Source organism: Pseudomonas sp. KH_021 (assembly GCF_057838865.1).
This window is the reverse complement of sequence record NZ_CM174477.1, coordinates 1,355,012-1,373,465: the sequence shown is the minus strand read 5'-3', so window position 1 is coordinate 1,373,465 and position 18,454 is coordinate 1,355,012. Positions and strand designations below refer to the sequence as shown.

At 60.1% G+C, this 18,454-nt stretch carries 20 protein-coding genes and 1 pseudogene; 10 read left to right on the top strand and 11 right to left on the bottom strand.

Going from position 1 to position 18,454, the window contains the following annotated elements; all coding sequences use genetic code 11:
• Positions 1–43: 43 nt before the first annotated feature.
• Together AC3IX4_RS06485 and AC3IX4_RS06480 are read left to right on the top strand one after the other, a co-directional pair.
• Complete coding sequence (locus AC3IX4_RS06485) at positions 44–481, top strand: hypothetical protein (RefSeq protein ID WP_489259765.1); 438 nt, start codon at positions 44–46, stop codon at positions 479–481.
• A 5-nt stretch (positions 482–486) separates the two neighbouring features.
• Positions 487–885, top strand: coding sequence for an META domain-containing protein (locus AC3IX4_RS06480; RefSeq protein WP_489261228.1), 399 nt, complete (start codon positions 487–489; stop codon positions 883–885).
• Positions 886–1,028: 143 nt separating this feature from the next.
• Here the strand turns inward: AC3IX4_RS06480 and AC3IX4_RS06475 are convergent, their stop codons facing one another.
• Entirely contained in the window at positions 1,029–1,493 is a 465-nt protein-coding gene (locus AC3IX4_RS06475) for a TlpA disulfide reductase family protein (protein WP_489259764.1), read from the bottom strand.
• Between the two features lie 125 nt (positions 1,494–1,618).
• On the opposite strand from AC3IX4_RS06475, the gene arsC reads away from it, so the two are divergent.
• From arsC to AC3IX4_RS06460, 3 genes are read left to right on the top strand one after another with little or no spacing between them, the layout of a single operon-like run.
• Complete coding sequence (arsC, locus tag AC3IX4_RS06470) at positions 1,619–1,972, top strand: arsenate reductase (glutaredoxin) (RefSeq protein ID WP_489259763.1); 354 nt, start codon at positions 1,619–1,621, stop codon at positions 1,970–1,972.
• A complete protein-coding gene (gene wrbA, locus AC3IX4_RS06465; protein ID WP_489259762.1) occupies positions 1,969–2,574 on the top strand; it encodes an NAD(P)H:quinone oxidoreductase in 606 nt (201 codons plus the stop codon). Before arsC ends, wrbA begins: the two co-directional genes overlap by 4 nt.
• Positions 2,567–2,992 carry a DUF2069 domain-containing protein gene (locus tag AC3IX4_RS06460; RefSeq protein ID WP_489259761.1) on the top strand — a complete coding sequence of 142 codons (426 nt, stop codon included), beginning with the start codon at positions 2,567–2,569 and terminating at the stop codon, positions 2,990–2,992. Before wrbA ends, AC3IX4_RS06460 begins: the two co-directional genes overlap by 8 nt.
• On the opposite strand, the gene AC3IX4_RS06455 is transcribed toward AC3IX4_RS06460, so the two are convergent.
• Together AC3IX4_RS06455 and ttcA are read right to left on the bottom strand one after the other, a co-directional pair.
• Entirely contained in the window at positions 2,982–3,653 is a 672-nt protein-coding gene (locus AC3IX4_RS06455; protein WP_489259760.1) for a DNA-3-methyladenine glycosylase I, read from the bottom strand. The genes AC3IX4_RS06460 and AC3IX4_RS06455 overlap by 11 nt on opposite strands.
• Positions 3,654–3,665: 12 nt before the next feature.
• Complete coding sequence (gene ttcA / locus AC3IX4_RS06450) at positions 3,666–4,490, bottom strand: tRNA 2-thiocytidine(32) synthetase TtcA (RefSeq protein ID WP_489259759.1); 825 nt, start codon at positions 4,488–4,490, stop codon at positions 3,666–3,668.
• A 294-nt stretch (positions 4,491–4,784) separates the two neighbouring features.
• Here ttcA and AC3IX4_RS06445 point away from each other — a divergent pair, with 294 nt between their 5' ends.
• Together AC3IX4_RS06445 and AC3IX4_RS06440 are read left to right on the top strand one after the other, a co-directional pair.
• A complete protein-coding gene (locus AC3IX4_RS06445; RefSeq protein ID WP_489259758.1) occupies positions 4,785–5,384 on the top strand; it encodes a Yip1 family protein in 600 nt (199 codons plus the stop codon).
• Between the two features lie 102 nt (positions 5,385–5,486).
• Entirely contained in the window at positions 5,487–5,981 is a 495-nt protein-coding gene (locus tag AC3IX4_RS06440) for a SprT family zinc-dependent metalloprotease (RefSeq protein WP_489259757.1), read from the top strand.
• A 744-nt stretch (positions 5,982–6,725) separates the two neighbouring features.
• Here the strand turns inward: AC3IX4_RS06440 and AC3IX4_RS06435 are convergent.
• Positions 6,726–7,028, bottom strand: coding sequence for a DUF4225 domain-containing protein (locus AC3IX4_RS06435; RefSeq protein WP_489261227.1), 303 nt, complete (start codon positions 7,026–7,028; stop codon positions 6,726–6,728).
• A 58-nt stretch (positions 7,029–7,086) separates the two neighbouring features.
• Between AC3IX4_RS06435 and AC3IX4_RS06430 the strand changes: the two genes are divergently transcribed.
• Entirely contained in the window at positions 7,087–8,178 is a 1,092-nt protein-coding gene (locus AC3IX4_RS06430; RefSeq protein ID WP_489259756.1) for an IS630 family transposase, read from the top strand.
• Positions 8,179–8,856: 678 nt separating this feature from the next.
• Complete coding sequence (locus tag AC3IX4_RS06425) at positions 8,857–10,062, top strand: ISL3 family transposase (protein ID WP_489259755.1); 1,206 nt, start codon at positions 8,857–8,859, stop codon at positions 10,060–10,062.
• 30 nt (positions 10,063–10,092) lie between these two features.
• Here AC3IX4_RS06425 and AC3IX4_RS06420 read toward each other — a convergent pair whose 3' ends face one another.
• From AC3IX4_RS06420 to AC3IX4_RS06405, 4 genes and pseudogenes are all read right to left on the bottom strand, one after another.
• Entirely contained in the window at positions 10,093–11,415 is a 1,323-nt protein-coding gene (locus AC3IX4_RS06420; RefSeq protein WP_489259754.1) for a dicarboxylate/amino acid:cation symporter, read from the bottom strand.
• Between the two features lie 285 nt (positions 11,416–11,700).
• Positions 11,701–13,047 (bottom strand): ATP-binding protein, encoded by a 1,347-nt coding sequence (locus AC3IX4_RS06415; RefSeq protein ID WP_489259753.1) that lies wholly within the window; start codon positions 13,045–13,047, stop codon positions 11,701–11,703.
• Entirely contained in the window at positions 13,044–13,721 is a 678-nt protein-coding gene (locus tag AC3IX4_RS06410) for a response regulator (protein ID WP_489259752.1), read from the bottom strand. Before AC3IX4_RS06410 ends, AC3IX4_RS06415 begins: the two co-directional genes overlap by 4 nt.
• 60 nt (positions 13,722–13,781) lie before the next feature.
• Positions 13,782–13,967, bottom strand: a pseudogene (locus tag AC3IX4_RS06405) (hypothetical protein); the annotation flags it as partial.
• Between the two features lie 664 nt (positions 13,968–14,631).
• On the opposite strand from AC3IX4_RS06405, the gene AC3IX4_RS06400 reads away from it, so the two are divergent.
• A complete protein-coding gene (locus tag AC3IX4_RS06400; RefSeq protein WP_489259751.1) occupies positions 14,632–15,336 on the top strand; it encodes a 4'-phosphopantetheinyl transferase family protein in 705 nt (234 codons plus the stop codon).
• Between the two features lie 139 nt (positions 15,337–15,475).
• On the opposite strand, the gene fhuF is transcribed toward AC3IX4_RS06400, so the two are convergent.
• From fhuF to AC3IX4_RS06385, 3 genes are read right to left on the bottom strand one after another with little or no spacing between them, the layout of a single operon-like run.
• Positions 15,476–16,060, bottom strand: coding sequence for a siderophore-iron reductase FhuF (gene fhuF, locus AC3IX4_RS06395; RefSeq protein ID WP_489261226.1), 585 nt, complete (start codon positions 16,058–16,060; stop codon positions 15,476–15,478).
• Positions 16,018–17,625, bottom strand: coding sequence for an ATP-binding protein (locus tag AC3IX4_RS06390; protein ID WP_489259750.1), 1,608 nt, complete (start codon positions 17,623–17,625; stop codon positions 16,018–16,020). The genes fhuF and AC3IX4_RS06390 overlap by 43 nt, the downstream gene beginning before the upstream one ends.
• Entirely contained in the window at positions 17,622–18,365 is a 744-nt protein-coding gene (locus AC3IX4_RS06385) for a response regulator (RefSeq protein WP_489259749.1), read from the bottom strand. The genes AC3IX4_RS06390 and AC3IX4_RS06385 overlap by 4 nt, the downstream gene beginning before the upstream one ends.
• Positions 18,366–18,454: the final 89 nt, after the last annotated feature.

Here is an 18,454-nt window from a genome sequence, read left to right as displayed (position 1 = left end):
GCCGGCCGGCGTGCTAGCATAGCGCGCAGTTTTTGGAGGACCCATGGTCGAACACGATTTTCGCTACAGCCTGCTTAACCCTCACCACACTCTGATCGAATGCCGCGCCCTGGCGCCAGGCCGTTATCAGGTCACAGGCAACGGTGGTTCCATTCATAACGATGACGTCTTGCTGGTGACCCTCAAGGGCAGCAAGACCTTGTCCATGCGCCTGACCATCGAAAAGGTCCGCCACCTGATCAACCCGGCCGGGCAATGGGTGGCCGTGGCCCGTGGGCCGGTGTTCGGTGAGTTGGCGATCCACCAGTGGCAAGTGCAGTGCGACCAGTGCCAGGCCGAACTCGATTTCGAGTTCGCGGTCGATGCCAAGCTGGGCACCAAGGCACAAAAGCCTGCCGCCAGCGCGCGCATTCAGGAATTGGGGTGGACGCTTCACGGCGATAAACACCGCTGCCCGAAATGCCGGGAGCAAGCCCAGTGAAAGCCATGGTGCTGCTGGGTGTCTGCGCCAGCCTGTTGCTGGGCTGCGCCGACCAACCGCTCAAGCTCGAACAGGAGCGCAGCTATGTGCTGGAGTGGATCGGTGAACGGCCGCTGATGGATTACAGCCATCTCACCCTGACCCTGGCCGCCGATGGCCGGGCGTATGGCAATGCCGGCTGTAACCACTGGTTTGCGCCTTACAGCCTGGACGGCGACAAGCTGACCTTCGGCAAAGTCGGCAAGACCCGCAAGCTTTGTGCGCCCGCCTTGATGGAGCAGGAGCAACGTTTCCTGGCCGCGCTGGAGACGGTGCAACGCTGGGATGTGTCGCCCATCGAACAGCTGCGCTTCTGGCCTGGGCAAGGAAAGCCGCTACGCTTCTGGCCCGAGGGTAGGAGCTGACCTTGCCGGAATGCCGGACCATCGCGATAGCATCGCCGCCGTCAGCCTCTGGATGTGGGAGCTGGCTTTGCCAGCGAATAGCCCCAACACAGATTCTGAATCTGTAGTGCGGCTATTCGCTGGCAAAGCCAGCTCCCACAGGGTCAGGCGCCCTTGAGGGCCGATACCCTGGCCGCCAGCCCTTCGGCCGTCTGCTCGCCCATTAACTGTTCGCGCAGCTTGCCCTTGTCATCGATGATATAGGTCACTGGCAACGCCTCGTTACGCGGCAATTCAAAACGGTCAGCCGGGTCTTCCGACAATACGGTGAACTGGATACCCAGGGTGTCGCTGGCTTTTTTCAGCTCATCGCCACGCAAACCGTCAAAGTTCACCCCGACCACCTTCACGCCCTGCCCTTGCATCTTCTGCTCGAACGCATTGAGTTCCGGGATTTCGATACGGCAAGGCCCGCACCACTCTGCCCAGTAATTGACCACCACCCATTGGCCGTCCAATTGCTTGGCCGCGACCACCTGGCCGTTCTGGTCGACCCCGTAGTCTGCGCCACAGCCACCCAACAACAAGCTCGCAGTGACTGCCAATGCTGTCGCGAAACGCCTCGTCATGGCTCAATCCTTCCTGAGTTTTCAGCAAAATTACAAATTAACCGCGACCAATCACCGCCTGCGGTTCAGGCCAGGTCCCGGCATGGTTAGAATAGCTGCCACTTTAGCCCAGAAGCGACCTGCACATGACCGATCTGACGCTTTATCACAACCCGCGTTGCTCCAAATCCCGAGGCGCACTGGAGCTGCTAGAAGCCCGTGGCCTGACCCCAACCGTGGTGCGCTACCTGGAAACCCCACCCGATGCCGCCACCCTCCAGAGCCTGCTGGCCAAGCTGAATATCAGTGCCCGCCAACTGCTGCGCACGGGCGAAGAGGAATACAAGGCCCTGAACCTGGCCAATCCTGACCTGGACGAGGCCGCGCTGATCGCCGCCATGGTCGCCCACCCCAAACTCATCGAGCGTCCGATCCTGGTCGCAGGCGCCAAGGCAGTGATTGGCCGACCGCCAGAAAAAGTGCTGGAGATCCTGGCGTGACGGCTCCCTACATTCTGGTGCTGTACTACAGCCGCCACGGCTCCACCAGCGAAATGGCCCGGCAGATTGCCCGCGGCGTCGAGCTGGCTGGGCTGGAGGCGCGCGTGCGCACGGTGCCGTCGATCTCTACCGAATGCGAAGCCGTGGCCCCGGATATCCCCGCGACCGGTGCGCTGTACGCCAGCCTCGATGACCTGCGCCACTGCTCGGGCCTGGCCCTGGGCAGCCCAACGCGCTTTGGCAACATGGCCGCACCCCTCAAGTACTTCGTCGATGGCACCAGCAGCCTGTGGCTCAGTGGCGAACTGGTCGGCAAGCCCGCAGCGGCCTTTACCTCCACCGCCAGCCTGCACGGTGGCCAGGAGACGACCCTGTTGTCGATGCTGCTCCCCCTGTTGCACCACGGCATGCTGGTGATGGGCCTGCCCTACAGTGAGTCGGCGCTGCTCGATACCCGCGGCGGCGGCACCCCCTATGGCGCCAGCCATCACGCCGGGGCTGACGGCAAGCGCGGCCTGGACGAGCACGAAGTCAGTCTTTGCCGCGCCCTGGGCCAACGCCTGGCCACCACGGCCAAATTACTGGAGAACGGTCGTGGCTAAGAAACCCAAGGTTTTGCCACCGCTGCACTGGCTGGCGCCCCGTCTGCGCCTGACCCGCGGCCTGAGCCTGGTGTTTTTCTGTGCGCTGATAGGGTTGTTGATCGTCAACAACCTGCTGTTCGCCGACCTGCATGGCGCCCGCGTCGGTGTCATCCTGGCGATCGAACTGGTGCCACTGGCGCTGCTGTTGCCCGGCATGCTGCTGGGCAGCGCCCGCGCCCATGCCTGGGCCTGCTTCGTGGTCAACCTGTACTTCATCAAGGGTGTGCTGGCCGCCTTCGACCCGAGCCGAACGCTGTTCGGCTGGATCGAGGTGCTGCTGAGCCTGGGGCTGTTCATCAGCGCGCTGCTGTATGTGCGCTGGCGCTTTCAGCACGATCGCCGGATGGCGGGCGAAGGTGAGCCGGTCAGTGGTTGACCGTATAAGCCAACATCAATGACAGCTGGCACATTGGCCTGCCGCTGTCGGCATGCCACTGGTTGAAAGCACCCTGGACCAGCGCCAGGTCGCGCTGGCTGGTGGGCTGCTTGTCGATGATGTCCTGGGCAATCAGGGCGGCGACCATGTCATCGGTGGGGATGAACGTGTCCTTGCCGACCATGCGCAAGAAGCGCGGCGCCGACAGGCCGCCCAGCTGATGCCCATGCTTGGCCAGGTATTTCCAAAGGCCCACGATGTCGGTCACCGGCCAGTCGGCAATCAGGTTGCCGAAACTGCCTTTCTCCTTCGCCACATCCAGCACCATCTGGGCATTGCGCGGCACGCTCTTGAGCTTGCCCAGGTGGCGGATGATGCGCGTGTCCTGCATCAGCCGCTCCAGGTGCTCGGCGCCCATCAACACGACCTTTTGCGGGTCGAAGCCGAAGAACACCTGCTCGAAAGCCGGCCACTTGGCGTCCACCAGGCTGTGCTTGAGCCCTGCGCGAAACACCCGCAAGGCCAGGGTCGACAGGTAGCGGTCGTCCGGCAAGTCGCGCAGTTGCGCAGGCGTGGCAGGCACCGGCAAGTGAGCCTCCAGAGCCGCTGGCGAGCCGAAGCGATTCAGGCAGTACTCGTGCAGCCATTGGTAGTCGCGCATGCGGCCCCGCCGTCAGATGTTCAGCACATTGAGAAAACGCGGCGTGGCGGTTTCGTCCATGCGCAGGTTGGCGAAGTCGAACAGGTTGCGGTCGGCCAGTTGCGAAGGCACGACGTTCTGCAGACCCCGGAAGATGCTCTCGGTACGGCCGGGCGACTTGCGCTCCCACTCCACCAGCATGTCCTTGACCACCTGGCGTTGCAGGTTTTCCTGCGAGCCGCACAGGTTGCACGGAATGATCGGGAATTGTTTGAAGTCGGAGTAGGCCTGGATGTCCTTCTCGGCGCAGTAGGCCAGCGGGCGGATGACCACGTTGCGGCCGTCGTCTGCCAGTAGCTTGGGCGGCATGGCCTTGAGGCTGCCGTTGAAGAACATATTGAGGAAGAAGGTCTCGACGATATCGTCGCGGTGATGCCCCAGGGCCATCTTGGTCGCGCCGATTTCATCGGCAAAGGTGTACAGCGTGCCGCGACGCAGGCGCGAACACAGCGAGCAGGTGGTCTTGCCTTCCGGGATCAGCTCCTTGACCACCGAGTAGGTATCCTTCTCGACGATGTGATACTCAACGCCCAGCTCTTTAAGGTAGGCCGGCAGCACATGCTCGGGGAAGCCCGGCTGTTTCTGGTCCATGTTGACTGCGACGATGTCGAACTTGATCGGCGCCACTTTCTGAAAATGCAGCAGAACGTCGAGCATGGTGTAGCTGTCCTTGCCGCCGGACAGGCAGACCATGACCTTGTCGCCGTCCTCGATCATGTTGAAATCGGCGACGGCTTCCCCCGCCAGGCGGCGAAGGCGTTTCTGCAGTTTGTTCTGATTGACCGAAAGGGTGCCCATAGCGCTTGAGATCCGCGAGGTGTGACAAAAGCCGACTATTTTACCCATAAACCGGCGTGGGGCGTAGGCCCTGCCGGTCGGCGATGCGTGAATGAGTGGCAAATACTGCAAGGCGATTAACCCACCCCCTGACAGCGCAATTTGCTCTAAACGACCGGCTAATTGTGGCGAAGTCCTTTCCTATACTGCCAAGTAAGACCACATCGAACACGTGGCCTGATCAATCCTTTCGGCCGCTGGGCCAGTAAATGCTCCTCTGGGGGGCGATGGCATCAAGGTAAGGAGTATCTGGCAATGATTCATCATGTTTTTGGGCTTTTTACCCACCCTGACCAGGAATGGCGAGAAATTCGTGGCGAAGAGGAAAGCATCAGCCACATGTACCTGACCCATACGTTGATATTGGCCGCCATTCCGGCCGTGTCGGCGTTTATAGGCACAACCCAGGTGGGTTGGGTCATCGGTAGCCGCGCTCCGGTCATGTTGACCACAGAAAGCGCGGTATGGATGACCATTATGTCGTACCTCGCGATGCTGGGCGGCGTCGCGGTCATGGGTGCGTTCATTCACTGGATGGCTCGCACCTACGACGCCAATCCATCCCTCGCCCGCTGCATCGCATTTGCCACCTACACCGCCACCCCGCTCTTCATTGGCGGCCTGGCGGCGCTCTACCCACACCTGTGGCTAGGGATGATCGTTGGCACTGCCGCCATTTGCTACACGGTTTACCTGTTGTATGTCGGGCTGCCCACGTTCATGAACATCCCCTCCGATGAAGGGTTTCTCTTCTCAAGCTCGGTCCTGGCCGTTGGCCTGGTCGTGCTCGTGGCCATCATGGCCTTTACAGTCATCGTCTGGGGACTGGGCGTGGGCCCTGTCTACACCAACTAGAAACGCATAGGCGCTGTAAACCTTGGGCCGCCATCTGGCGGCCCACTGCTGTGTGGTGTATTCAGTTACGGCATAATCGGCGGATATGGAGAGCCTTTGTCTATGCCCGAGCAACTCAGTTCCCGCGTCGAATCCTGTTTTTTGCAAGCCGAAGCTTTTTTCAAACGCCCCTTCAAGCGCCCGTTGGTCAGCCTCAAGCTGCGCGGCCAGAAGGCCGGCGTGGCCCATCTGCACGAGAACCTGCTGCGTTTCAACCCGCAACTGTACCGTGAGAACACCGAGGACTTTCTTAAACAGACGGTTGCCCATGAAGTGGCGCATCTGGTGGCCCACCAGCTGTTTGGCGACACCATTGCGCCTCATGGAGAGGAATGGCAGCTGATCATGCGCGGGGTCTACGAGTTGCCGCCCAACCGCTGCCACACCTACGAAATCAAGCGCCGCCGCGCCACACGCTACATTTACCGCTGCCCCTGTGTAGACAGCGACTTCCCGTTCTCGGCCCAGCGTCACAACCTGGTACGCCAGGGGCGCCGGTATCTGTGTCGTCGGTGTCGGCATACGTTGGTGTACAGCGGAGAGACGCGGGTGGAGTAGGAGCAGGGTTCACCCGCGATGGCCACACCGCGGTTTACCTGATACACCGGGTGCCGGCGGCGACGGGCGGACTCCTACACGACGAGGCTTGCTGTAGGGCGCGCATCACGCTAACCTCCGCGCGTCGCTGCAAATTCAGCGACCGGATGTGAGAGTCCGCAAGATAAGGAGCTGCACAAGCGCCCAGAAACCGTTGCAGGCGTTTTTTTTCGCCTGCGAATTGTTTTATGGCGGCTGTGTTCGGGCAGGCTTCGGCCTGGCCGGGTTGGCTTCTTACCCCGGTTCTCTCACCCCGTTCACAGCTGCCACCCTAGTGTGAGAGCGACGGTGGCGGTTCCAGAAAAAAGGAGCCATACATGATCAAAGCTGCCCCCGATCCACCCGCCTTTCGTCCCGGCGCCCTGCGCCAAACCGCCGCTGGCGATATGCTTAATTGCCGGCGCCCCCGGACACACAAATGACATCGCGGGTCTGATGCTTTATTCTGGGTTAGTGTTTGGCGGGGTGACTTTATGGATGTAAATAAGTTTAAGTATTATTTTTGCGTGTTCGCCCTGGTGTTGATTTGTGCTGCGCCGTACACTGCGATTATTGTGTGGGTAATTACAGAAGCTTTCCCCTTGGAGGGGAGACTTTTGCAAGTCACCTATGCAGTGATATATGTGCCTTTGGTTATTGTAGGGGTGCGAGTTTACATTCCTAGGATGCGTGGTTTTTTTGGATATCGGGGGTGATCCGCGAACGCTATTCGCTATTTATCGAACCTTCCGCTGTATACATCGAATTAATGGTAATGGCGTCGACTAGCCCCTCAAAAAACAAGGCAAGCTTGCTGTTCTGTCGATAAGCCATTTCATAATTGACTGGGTCATGCCTGAACAGTTGCATGGAGTCGGACTTACGTACCATTCTCGCCAGCCCCAAGGCCGACAAACCCAAGTCAACGCTATAGTAGAGCATACTACCCTGGTAGTCGTCTTTTAATACGCTTTGATATGCGCGCCGGACTGGGCCGACGGTACTAGTGTCCTGAGCGGTTAGTTCGATTATCTAAAAGTATGTCGATATACTGACCAGACTTCGACCTCGCTGAGCAGTAGTGCGCATGGCCAAACCCGTCGCCCCATTCGTTTTAACGCCATCTGACCAAGCCACACTACAAGGCTGGTCGCGGATGGGCTCGCTGGCACAACGTCTCGGGCAGCGGGCCAAAATTCTGCTGTTATTGGCGGATGGATTAACGCCCAAGGACGTCAGCCATCAGCTCCAGGTCTCAGCGCCGGTGGTGTTCAAATGGCGAAAGCGCTATCTGGAGGCAGGTCTTGAGGGCTTGAACGACCTGCCTCGAAGTGGCCAGCCTCGCAAGCTCAGCACTCAAAAAATAAAGGAGATTCTTACCCTGACAACCCAGCGCGTGCCTCGTGAGGCGACGCATTGGAGTGTGCGCTTGATGGCCAAATATGCCGCCGTTACGGCTTGGCAGGTGCGACAAGTCTGGGCCGCTTCCGACCTTAAACCCCATCGTTTGAAGACGTTCAAGATCAGCAACGATCCGCATTTTGCCGATAAGGTCGTCGATGTCGTCGGGCTTTATCTGAACCCGCCGGATAACGCCATCGTGCTGTCGGTTGATGAGAAAACCCAGATCCAGGCACTGGATCGCACACAACCGATGTTGCCCCTACGCCCTGGTCAGATCGAGCGACGCACGCATGATTACAAACGCCATGGCACCGCCAGTCTGTATGCCGCTTTTGACATCCTGACCGGCCAGGTTATCGGGCGGATAACCCAGCGCCACCGGGCCAAAGAGTTTCTGGCTTTCCTGCGACAGATTGACCGCGCGACGCCCGCAGAGCTTGACCTGCATGTGATTCTGGACAACAGCTCGACGCACAAAACACCGGCCATCAAGCAATGGTTGGAGAAGCACCCGCGTTTCAAACTGCACTTCACGCCGACCAGTGCTTCGTGGCTGAACGCCGTGGAAGGCTGGTTCGCGCAGCTGGAAAGGCGAGCACTGTATCGGGGTGTCTTCACCAGCGTGGCCGAACTGAAAGCGGCTATTCGTCAATTTATCGAGGCCCACAATGACCTTTCGGCGAAGCCCTTCAAGTGGAGCAAGACGGCTGAATCCATCATTAGCTCTGTAAACAAAGCAAAGCTGGGAGCGATAAAAAATAAGTTATTGAATTAACCGCTCATGACGCTAGCAGGTTGCGCATTAGCGGCTGAAGGCTAGGCGCCCCCGTCGATCCCACATTGGTTGCAACGTGCCATGGCCTGTGAGATTGGAGTTGCCAGCGACGCGAAGTCGCGCAATGCCCCCCCTGAAATCACAAAAATCTAAAGCCGAACCAAGGCTAACAACGCCAATCCCACAGGCCATGGCGCGTTGCAACAAATGTAGGAGCGGCGGGGGCGCCTAGCCTTTAGCCGCGATGCGCCGCGCGGGCGGCGCGCGATCTCAAGAGCAATGGAAAAACCAAGGCGGACACCTCATGTAGCTCATGCGATCTGTTGACAGGCATCCAGCGGGTTCACCACGAGAATGAAGGGGGGAGGGCCGTATCAAGGCTTCTAAGCGCTTGCCTTGGGTTTTGCGCTGTTGCGTAAATCGAGCGCCGCCCGCGCGGCGCATCGCGGCTAAAGCCCGCTCCTACATTGGTTGCAACGTGCCATGGCCTGTGGGGTTGGGGTTGTTAGCCTTGGTGGTTCGGCTTTAGGTCTTTGTGGATTTAGGGAGAGGGCGCGATTGCGCGTTGAGCCAAATAAAAAAGGTTCTTCACGGAATCCTGGGAAATAGACAAAAAAGAACGGCGATTTGACCGATGATGTTCGTGCGAGCAAACCCATCAACCAAACCGCCGTTCTCATGCCAGATATTAATACGATCCTGCCTTTTTGGGATGGATTTTCTGTGGCTTCCGCCCAAGTCGTTGGCGGCTCTCTCCAGATCAACCTAACCCCTCGACCTAATCAGATTCCTCTTTGCAGCGGCTGTCTCAAGCCCTGCCTTGCTGTCCACGACCAGTCAGAGCGATCCATTCGGGATCTGCCAATTCTTGGCCACCCTGTCACGCTTACCGCTGTTTTTAGACGCCTGCGTTGCCTGGACTGCGGGACTCGGATGGAGTCGGTCAGTTGGCTTGATCGGTACGCCAGGCTTAGCGCAAGGCTTTGCCAAGCGGTCATCAAAGCCTGTCGCCAGATGGCAACGCTCCATGTCGCTCAACTCTTTGGCCTGCACTGGGAAACAGTGCGCGTCCTGGAGCGTCGCGCGCTTGAGCAAACATTGCATGAACTACCCGAGGCCGAGCCCAAGCGCTTGGTGATGGATGAGTTCGCCTTGTTCAAGGGGCATCGCTACGCCAGCGTGATCTTGGATGCCGATACGCGTCGCGTTTTGTGGGTGGGTGAAGGGCACAGCCGGATAGCTATACGCTCGTTTTTCGAGGATCTGGGGCCAGAGCGGTGTTCACAAATCGAAGCGGTCGCCATGGATATGAATACGGCCTTCGATCTGGAAGTGAAACATCACTGCCGCAATGCGCGAGTGGTCTACGACCTGTTTCATGTCATCGCCAAATACGGTCGTGAAGTCATCGACAGGGTACGAGTCGACGAGGCTAACCGACTGCGCCATGACAAACCGGCGAGAAAGGTGGTCAAGCAGGCCCGCTGGCTCTTGCTGCGCAACCCCGAAAATCTGAAGAGCCAAGAGCAGCAGGTACATCTGCAGGATTTATTGGATGCCAATCAGTCGCTGATGACGGTCTATATCATGAAGGCTGAGCTCAAAGCGCTATGGTCGAGCGAAACAGCGTGGGAATGGCGTAGGGCGTGGAAACAATGGATGGGGCATGCCAAGCAGAGCGGCATTCCTTCGTTGATCCAGTTCGCGAAAAGGCTGAGCGGTTACTGGCGAGGCATTTTGAGCAGAGTTCGATGGCCAATGCACACAGGCCAACTAGAGGGGATCAACAATCGGATCAAGGTCATCAAGCGAATGGCTTACGGCTACCGGGACAGCGCATTTTTCTTCTTGAAGATCAAATGCGCTTTTCCCGGCAATCCGTGAAGAACCTTTTTTATGGGTTCACATCAATGATCAGGCACGGATCGGTGCTTCAACCACACCCAGATCATCACTCGGGCCTTCCTCGGAGATCGAGGTACCGCCGCTGGCCAACTCTGCCTGCAACTTGTCTTCATCCAGTTCCTTGACCCACTTGGCAACCACCAGCGTGGCAACGCCATTGCCGATCAGGTTGGTCAGGGCGCGGGCTTCTGACATGAAGCGGTCGATACCCAGGATCAGCGCAAGGCCCGCGACTGGCAGGTGGCCAACGGCGGACAGGGTAGCGGCCAGTACGATGAAGCCGCTACCGGTCACGCCCGCAGCACCTTTGGAGGCCACCAGCAGCACCAGCAACAGGGTGATCTGGTGGCTGATGTCCATGGTGGTGTCGGTGGCCTGGGCGATAAACACCGCGGCCATGGTCAGGTAGATCGAAGTACCGTCAAGGTTGAACGAGTAACCGGTCGGAATGACCAGGCCCACTACGGACTTCTTCGCACCCAGACGCTCCATCTTCACCAGCATGCGCGGCAAGACCGACTCTGAAGACGAAGTGCCCAGCACAATCAGCAGCTCTTCACGGATGTAGCGAATCAGCTTCACAACGCTGAAGCCGTGGGCGCGGGCGATACTGCCGAGCACGACCAGGATGAACACCACGCAGGTGATGTAGAAGCACAGCATCAGCTGGCCCAGTTGCACCAGCGAACCCACACCGTATTGGCCGATGGTGAAGGCCATGGCACCAAAGGCGCCAATCGGAGCCAGCTTCATGATCATGTTGATGATGTTGAACATGACATGAGCGAAGCGATCGATCAGGTCCAGTACCGGTTTGCCGTAGGCACCCAGGCGGTGCAGGGCGAACCCGAAGATCACCGAGAACATCAGGACCTGGAGGATATCGCCATTGGCGAAGGCACCTACCACGGTGTTCGGGATGATGTTGAGCAGGAAGCCGATGGTGGTCTGCTGGGCACCCGCCGCCGCGTAGGCTGCCACGCTGCTGGCGTTCAGGGTGCTGACATCGATGTGCATGCCGACACCCGGCTTGACCACGTTGACCACGATCAGGCCAATGATCAGCGCAATGGTGGAGACAATTTCGAAGTACAGCAGCGCATAGCCGCCGGTCTTGCCCACCGATTTCATGTTCTGCATGCCGGCGATGCCGCTGACCACCGTACAGAAGATGATCGGGGCAATGACCATTTTGATCAGCTTGACGAAGCCATCGCCCAGCGGTTTGAGCGCGACGCCGGTTTCCGGGTAATAGTGGCCGAGCAGAATGCCGATGGTGATGGCAATGATCACCTGGAAGTACAGCGATTTGTAGATAGGCTGACGAGTCATGGCATGGCTTCCTCAAGCGTACCGTCGGCACCTTTCGTGTGGTGCGCGCGATACCTAAAGTACGAACCCTCCTGTATTGGAGGGATTTGTTTTGGCGGCTGCGGGTAGCAGACCTGCATGCTCTATCGCAAGCCGCGTGCCAAATTGCCAGGAAGCCGTGCAGGCCAGGAAAGCCGGGCTTTCACACGGAGATTGTCGCGAGTTCGTCGCTTAGGGGCTGGCGGTTTTCCGCCCGCAGCAAGCTATTTTCCCTTCACCGTGGCGGGTATCCGCCTCGAAAGTCCCCTACTGAGCCGGGAAGCGGATCCGGAATGCGGCGCCACCGAGCACCGAGTCATCGAGGGTCAACTGCGCGTCGTAGCTTTCGATGATGTCCTTGACCACCGCCAAGCCAATGCCTTGCCCTGGGTGCTGGCGATCTAACCGTTCGCCGCGCTTGAGGATGCGCGCACGTTGATGCGCGGGTACGCCGGGGCCGTCATCCTCGACGCTCAGATCGATATGCTCCGGCGTAGCGCTCAGGCTGATATGCACTCGACTCAGGCACAGGCGGTAGGCGTTCTCCAGCAGATTGCCCAGTAGTTCGAGCAAGGCGCCCTGCTCCATCGGCACCTGGCCTGGGTCGGGAATGTCGAAGCTGACCTGCACGCGCTTGTCGCGGTAGACCTTGTCCAGGGTACTGCCGAGGCTGTCGAGTAGGGGTTGCAACGCTACCTGATGACGGACCAGGCCGCTTTTGCGCAGGCTCGCACGCTGCAGTTGATAGCCGATCTGCTGACTCATGCGCTCGATCTGCGCTTGAAGAATGCGTGCCTGATCCTTATCGGCCGGGCGCTGGGCCATGCTTTCGCTGACCCCTTGCAGCACCGCCAGCGGGGTTTTCAGGCTGTGCGCCAGGTCGCCCAGCGAGTCGCGATAACGGCCGCGCTGCTCCCGCTCACTGTGGAGCAGGCGGTTAAGGGAGTCGGTCAGGCGCAGCAGTTCGCGGGGGTGCTCTTCACTCAGGCTTTCTCGAACGCCAGTTTCGACTTCATCCAGCTCCACGCTCAGGCGCCGCAACGAGCGCAGCCCCCAGGTCAGCCCGGCCCAAAGCAATAACAACAACGCCAGCAAGGCGGCGCCAAAGCCCAGGAAGAGCTTTTCCTGAAGGCCTCTGAGGGTTTGCTGGTATTCACGCATCGGTTGCAAGGCGACAATGCTGAACGCCGCGCTGCGCCCGCCGAGCAGCTTGACCTCCACGTCATAGACAAAGAATTCTTCGCCATCGCGCTGGCGGATACGTGCGAACTCGTTGCCACGGCCGTCATAGCGCGGTGTGTAATTGATATTTTCATCAGCGGTGGCCCGCGAGCGCCAGACCAGGTTGCCGTCGCGGTCGTAGATATAGCCGAGCAGACGACCGTCGGGCAGGTTGAATTGTTCGTCCGGCAAAAGCACTGGCATCGTCAGCTGGTTGTTTTCGACTCGCGCCGCCGAAATAAGGGTGGTGACATCCGAGGCCAGGTGCTTTTCGATGGACTCCTGCAGCGCCAGGCTGAAAGCCCCCTGCAAGGCCGGCAACAACCCCAGCATGAACAGCAGCGCCAGCACCGCTGCTGCCAGCATCAGCCGAAAGCGAAGCGAACGGATCAATGGCAACGCTCGGTGAACAGGTAGCCCAGGCCGCGCACGGTGTCGATTGGCTTGAAGCCATGCTCACCCTCCAACTTGCGACGCAAGCGACCCACCAGCACTTCGATGACGTTCGGGTCACGCTCTTCATCATCGGGGTACAACTGCTCCATCAACCGGTCCTTGGCCACCACCTGCTGGTGATGACGCATCAGGTACTCCAGGATGCGGTATTCATAGGCCGTCAGGGCCAGCGGCTGCTCGTCCAGGCTGGCCTGCTTGCGGTTGATGTCCAATACCAGGGGACCTGCGACGATGGTCGACTGGGTAAAGCCACTGGAACGGCGCAGTAGCGCATTGAGGCGAGCTTCCAGCTCCTCGAACTGGAACGGCTTGACGACATAATCGTCTGCGCCAGCGGCCAGGCCCTCGACTTTGTCTTGCCAGTTGCCACGGGCGGTCAGGATCAGTATCGGGAACAGCTTGCCCATTTCTCGCAGGCGGCGTATCAGGTCCAGGCCGCCCATGCCCGGCAGGCCCAGGTCGATCACGGCCAGGTCATGATTGAACTGCCCGGCCTGGTACAGCGCTTCCTCGGCATTGGCAACCGCCTGGACGACGTGCCCACTCTCCGATAATCGGGTGTGCAGGTGATGGCGTAACAACGCCTCGTCCTCGACCACCAGCAATTTCATAACACTCTCCAAAGGGTCGACCGCCGCGCCCTAACGCAGAGGGCGCGGATAGTAAGGTGCTTAGAAAGCGTAGTTGGCCGACAGGTAGGTTTGCGCGCTGCTGCTCAGGCGCAGAGAACCCTGCTTGGCACCCCCGTGCTCGGACAGCTCAGTGCTGGCGTTGCTGCGCAGGTAACGATAACCCAGTTCGAGCGAAGCGTTCTGGCTGACCTTTTGAATAAGGCCGCCCTGCACACCATAGGCATACTGGCCTGGGCCACGGCACTGCTGCCGATCATCATCATGGCCAGCAGCAGTTTGTTGAGTGCATTCATTGGGTTTGCTCCAGGTCTTGCGCAAGTGATTGGGTGTGGTGCAAGACTAAAGAGGCTGGGCTGAACGCGACCTGAACCCTATCTGAACCGTGGCTGAACCGAATCAACCCGGTGGGTTGGCTTAACATGGCAGCGGCGCAGGTGGCCGCCTTCAAGGAAGTGTTTGCCGGAGGGTAGGAGCCAGCCTTGGCTGCGAGGCGTCATACCTGACACCCCGCGGTGGCTTCATCGCGGCATAGGTATCTACACATCTTTTGCCGTACTGCTACGAATGTAGCCGCTGACGAGGTACGAGGCTGCGATCGGCAGCGAAGCGGCCGTAAACCTGAGACCGTAATCCATCAGGCACCCCGAAGGGCCTGAATTTACGACGGCTTCGCCGCCGATCGCAGCCTCGTACCTCGGCAGCGGCTACAAGAGCCGCGCTGCCCCAGAGTTGTGTAGATACCTATGTTCATCGCGGGCAAGCCCAGCTCCTACCCGACCCTGTACACCGCCGCCCACTGTAGGAGCAGAGCTTGTCGAGGCGCCGAACCGTCGCGATGGCATCACCCGAAGCTTTTGATTCCACCGCGGCGCCAAGGCAGAATGCGGCCATGAATGCACTTCTTCCCACTTGCTGCTCCGAACTGTCCACCCACTGGCCTCTGCCCCAGGCAGTGCCCGGTGCGGTGCTGGTCAGTTGCCGGTTCAACCCTGCCCTGCTGGCCACCGATGACTTTGAGCGCAGCGGCATCACGCCCACCGCCAGCCTGCAACGCTCGGTGGCCAAGCGCCAGGCTGAATTTTTGGCAGGCCGCACGTGCGCCCGCAGCGCCCTGCTGCACCTCAATGGCCGCTCGTTTGTGCCCGGCATCGGCGAAGACCGCGCGCCGATCTGGCCTGAGGCGGTCGCTGGCTCGATCACCCATGGCAGTGGTTGGGCCGCCGCCGTGGTGGCCCATCATGGCGATTGCCAAGGGCTGGGGCTGGATGTGGAGACCCTGCTCGAGGAGCAACGGGCCCAGCGCCTGGCCGGTGAAATCCTGACGCCTGAAGAACTGCAGCGCCTGCACGCCGACGAAGTCGCGCTGACCGTCACCTTGACCTTCTCGCTCAAGGAAAGCCTGTTCAAGGCGCTGTATCCGCTGGTCAAGCAGCGTTTCTACTTCGAGCATGCCGAACTGCTGGAATGGTCAAGGCAAGGTCATGCACGCCTGCGCCTGCTGACCGATCTGTCTGAAGACTGGCACCACGGCCGGGAGTTGGACGCTCAGTTCAGCCTGTTCGATGGCCAGCTGTTAAGCCTGGTCAGCGTCTAGGCTCTGTATGAAATGTGTTTGAGCGAAGGTTAGGCAAGGCGAAAACAGGCGAGGAAGCGGAGTTTACTGGTTGTAAATGAGCATTCCGAGCCTGTTTTCAACGCAGCATAACCGAGCTCAGATACATTTCGTACAGAGCCTAATCCAGCAGCGGGCAATGTTCACAGTGCCCTACCCACGCCACCTTGTAGCTCAGGCAACACGTGCGTCGTACCTTGCGGCCATCATCACGCAATCCGACAGCGTCAAACACCGGGCTGCCTGGCGTGCTCAACAAGCGTTGCGCGGCCAGGCGCTGCGGCGCTGGCAAGCCGCCCAGGCATTGATCCAGACAGTCGCCCGCATTGCCCCAGAGCACCACTGGCGCCACCTTGCCATACGCCGCCAGGGCCTTGATGACCGGCCGCAGATGATCCTCAAGAGCCGCCTCAAGTGCCAGCTCGACGCTCTTTTCGGAGCCTGTCAGTGCGACCGGCAAACCCCGCTCATCCAACGCCACGAGCGTCTGCTCGAAACCAGTAGCCCGCTCGCCCAACAGCCATGGCCAAACCTGCATGAAATAGTACTTGGACCATTGCGAGACCAGCACCGGGCGTTGCGCAAGCATCAGCTCAGGGCCATAGAGTCGCAACAGCAAGGCGTCTAGCCGCTGCGCCGTCAGTAACGCCGATAGCGCAAGCCTCATGGTTTTTCCTGAGAGCGCGGCCAGGACAGGCTGAAACAGGCTCCGCCCAGCCGTTGGCTGGCACCGATCAAGGCGCGTCCCTGATGCCAGTGAATAATCCGTCGCACAATCGACAGCCCCAGCCCATGCCCGCCCGACGCTCGAGTGCGGCTGTCGTCCAGGCGCATAAAGGGGGTGAAGATCCGCTCCCAGGCACTTTGCGGCACACCGGGGCCATCGTCCTCGACATCGACCCGGCAACGTTGCAAGCCCAACTGATAACTCACGTGGACCTTAGACTCAGCGTGTCGCAGGGCGTTGCCGACCAGGTTCTGCAACGCCCGATGCAGGTAGCGCGGCTCGGCCTCGACCCACGCTCCCTGGCCGTTTTCAGCGCCTTGGCGCGGGCCACGGCTGACGCTGACTTCGGGCCGCAGCGGCGCCAGTTCGGCAATCACCTGATCGAGCAGCGCATCCAGGTCCACGGGCTGAAACGACAGCGCCGGCGCGCCCTGCTCCAGGCGGGCATAGGTCAGCATCTCGTCCACCAGCTTGTCCAGGTCCTGAATATCGCCATCCATGCCGGTCATGTATTTCTCGCGGGCTTGCTCGCTGCCCGCATTGGCAATCATTTCCAGGCCAAAGCGCAGGCGCGCCAGCGGTGTGCGCAGTTCGTGAGACACCGCCCGTACCAGCTCGCGCTGCATGGTCAGCGAGCTTTGCAAATGCTCGGCCATGCCATTGAACGCTGCCGCCAAGCGCCCGACCGAGTCGGCGTCGCCCGCCGGCACGCGGGTGTCCAGACTCCCTTGGGCAATCTCTGTGGCGGCGGCTTCAAGGCCTCGCAGGCGGCGCTCCAACTGGCGTACCAGCAGGTAGACGGTCAAGCCGATCAGGCACAGGCCAAGCGCTGCGATCAGCACCAGCATTTGCGGTGGATAGGGATTCATCTGGTACAACGGCCCCATCTCCAGCACCCAGGACGTGCCTGCGACCCCTGCGAACACCCGGATCGAATCGCCGCCCTTGCCCAACGCCATCACCGTGTCGCCTTCCACCACGCGGCGGCGCTGATCGGCGTCCATGTCGGCCTGGTCCAGCGGCACCAGTTGTAGCTCGAAGCCAAAGCCTTTACTGCGCTTGAGCGCTTCCAGGCGCCGGGGCTGTTCGGCCACCGGGTAACGCACCAGCTCATCGGCCAGCAGGTAAATCGTGGCGCGGGCCAGCTGCTCGCTGATCTGCTGGACCTCGCCCGTCAATAACCAGGGCTGGGTGCCGACCCGGCTGTAGACCTTGGCGGCATGCGGGCCGGTGGTCAGCACCAGCACTTCACCCTGGCTGACCCGCTTGCGCTGGCTGCTGTCCAGCACGGACGGGGCCAGTGGCTGCAACGCCAACGGAATGCCGAGCAAACGTTCCCAGATCGCCAGATTGCGCTTGCGCTCAAGCTCACTCATTTGCGCCAGGTTATCGGCCATCAGGGTAAAAGTGCCATGGGCCAGCCGCTCGCGATACTGGCCGGCGCGTACCTCATTGAGCAGGTGCAAACTCAGTACCCCGAGCACCGCCACCAGCACCAGGGCAGCCAGCATGCCGCCATAGATACGCAGGAAGATCGAATTCATGCGCCGCCGCCGTGCGCTTGCTCACGGCCCATGGCCTGGGCCGCTTCGGCGACAAACAGGTAACCCTTGTTGCGAATGGTCTTGATCATGCGCGGGTGGATCGGGTCATCACCGATACGCGGGCGAATGCGCGAGATGCGCACATCGATGGAGCGGTCCTGGCCGTCGTAGCCAACGCCGCGCAAGGCGGTGAAGATTTCATCGCGCGAGAGGATGCGGCCGGCATTGGACACCAGCAGCCAGAGCAGGTCGAATTCGGCGCTGGTCAGTTCAATGCCATCATCAAACAGCCAGGCTTCGCGCAACACGCTATCGACCACCAGCGGGCCGTATTGCAGACGCTTGCCCTCGTCCATGGCCACCACCGTCTCGGTGCGACGCAACAAGGCATGAACCCTGGCCAGCAACACCCGAGGGTGCACGGGTTTGCAGACGAAGTCGTCGGCGCCCTGGTCCAGGCCCAGGATCTGGTCGCTGTCATCGGTACGCGCCGTCAGCATGAGAATCGGGCCGGCATATTGGTTGCGAACTTTGCGGCAAATGCTCAGTCCATCTTCACCGGGGAGCATCAGGTCGAGAATCACAAGGTCCGGTTGCTCAGCCACGATCCGCGCCGCAGCCTGGGCCCCGTCGCCCTCGATCGCCACTTGCAAGCCATGGCTTTGCAGGTAGTCGCCGGTCAGTTCGGCCAAACGCTGGTCGTCTTCGACGATTAACACTCGCCAGGTTGCTTGCTCCATTGACGACCTCATTTGTAACTATTGTTGTAGGAAAATTAGCCACAATGGCTTCGAATCGATCGGATATTACCCCGTATGCCAGGCCGTCG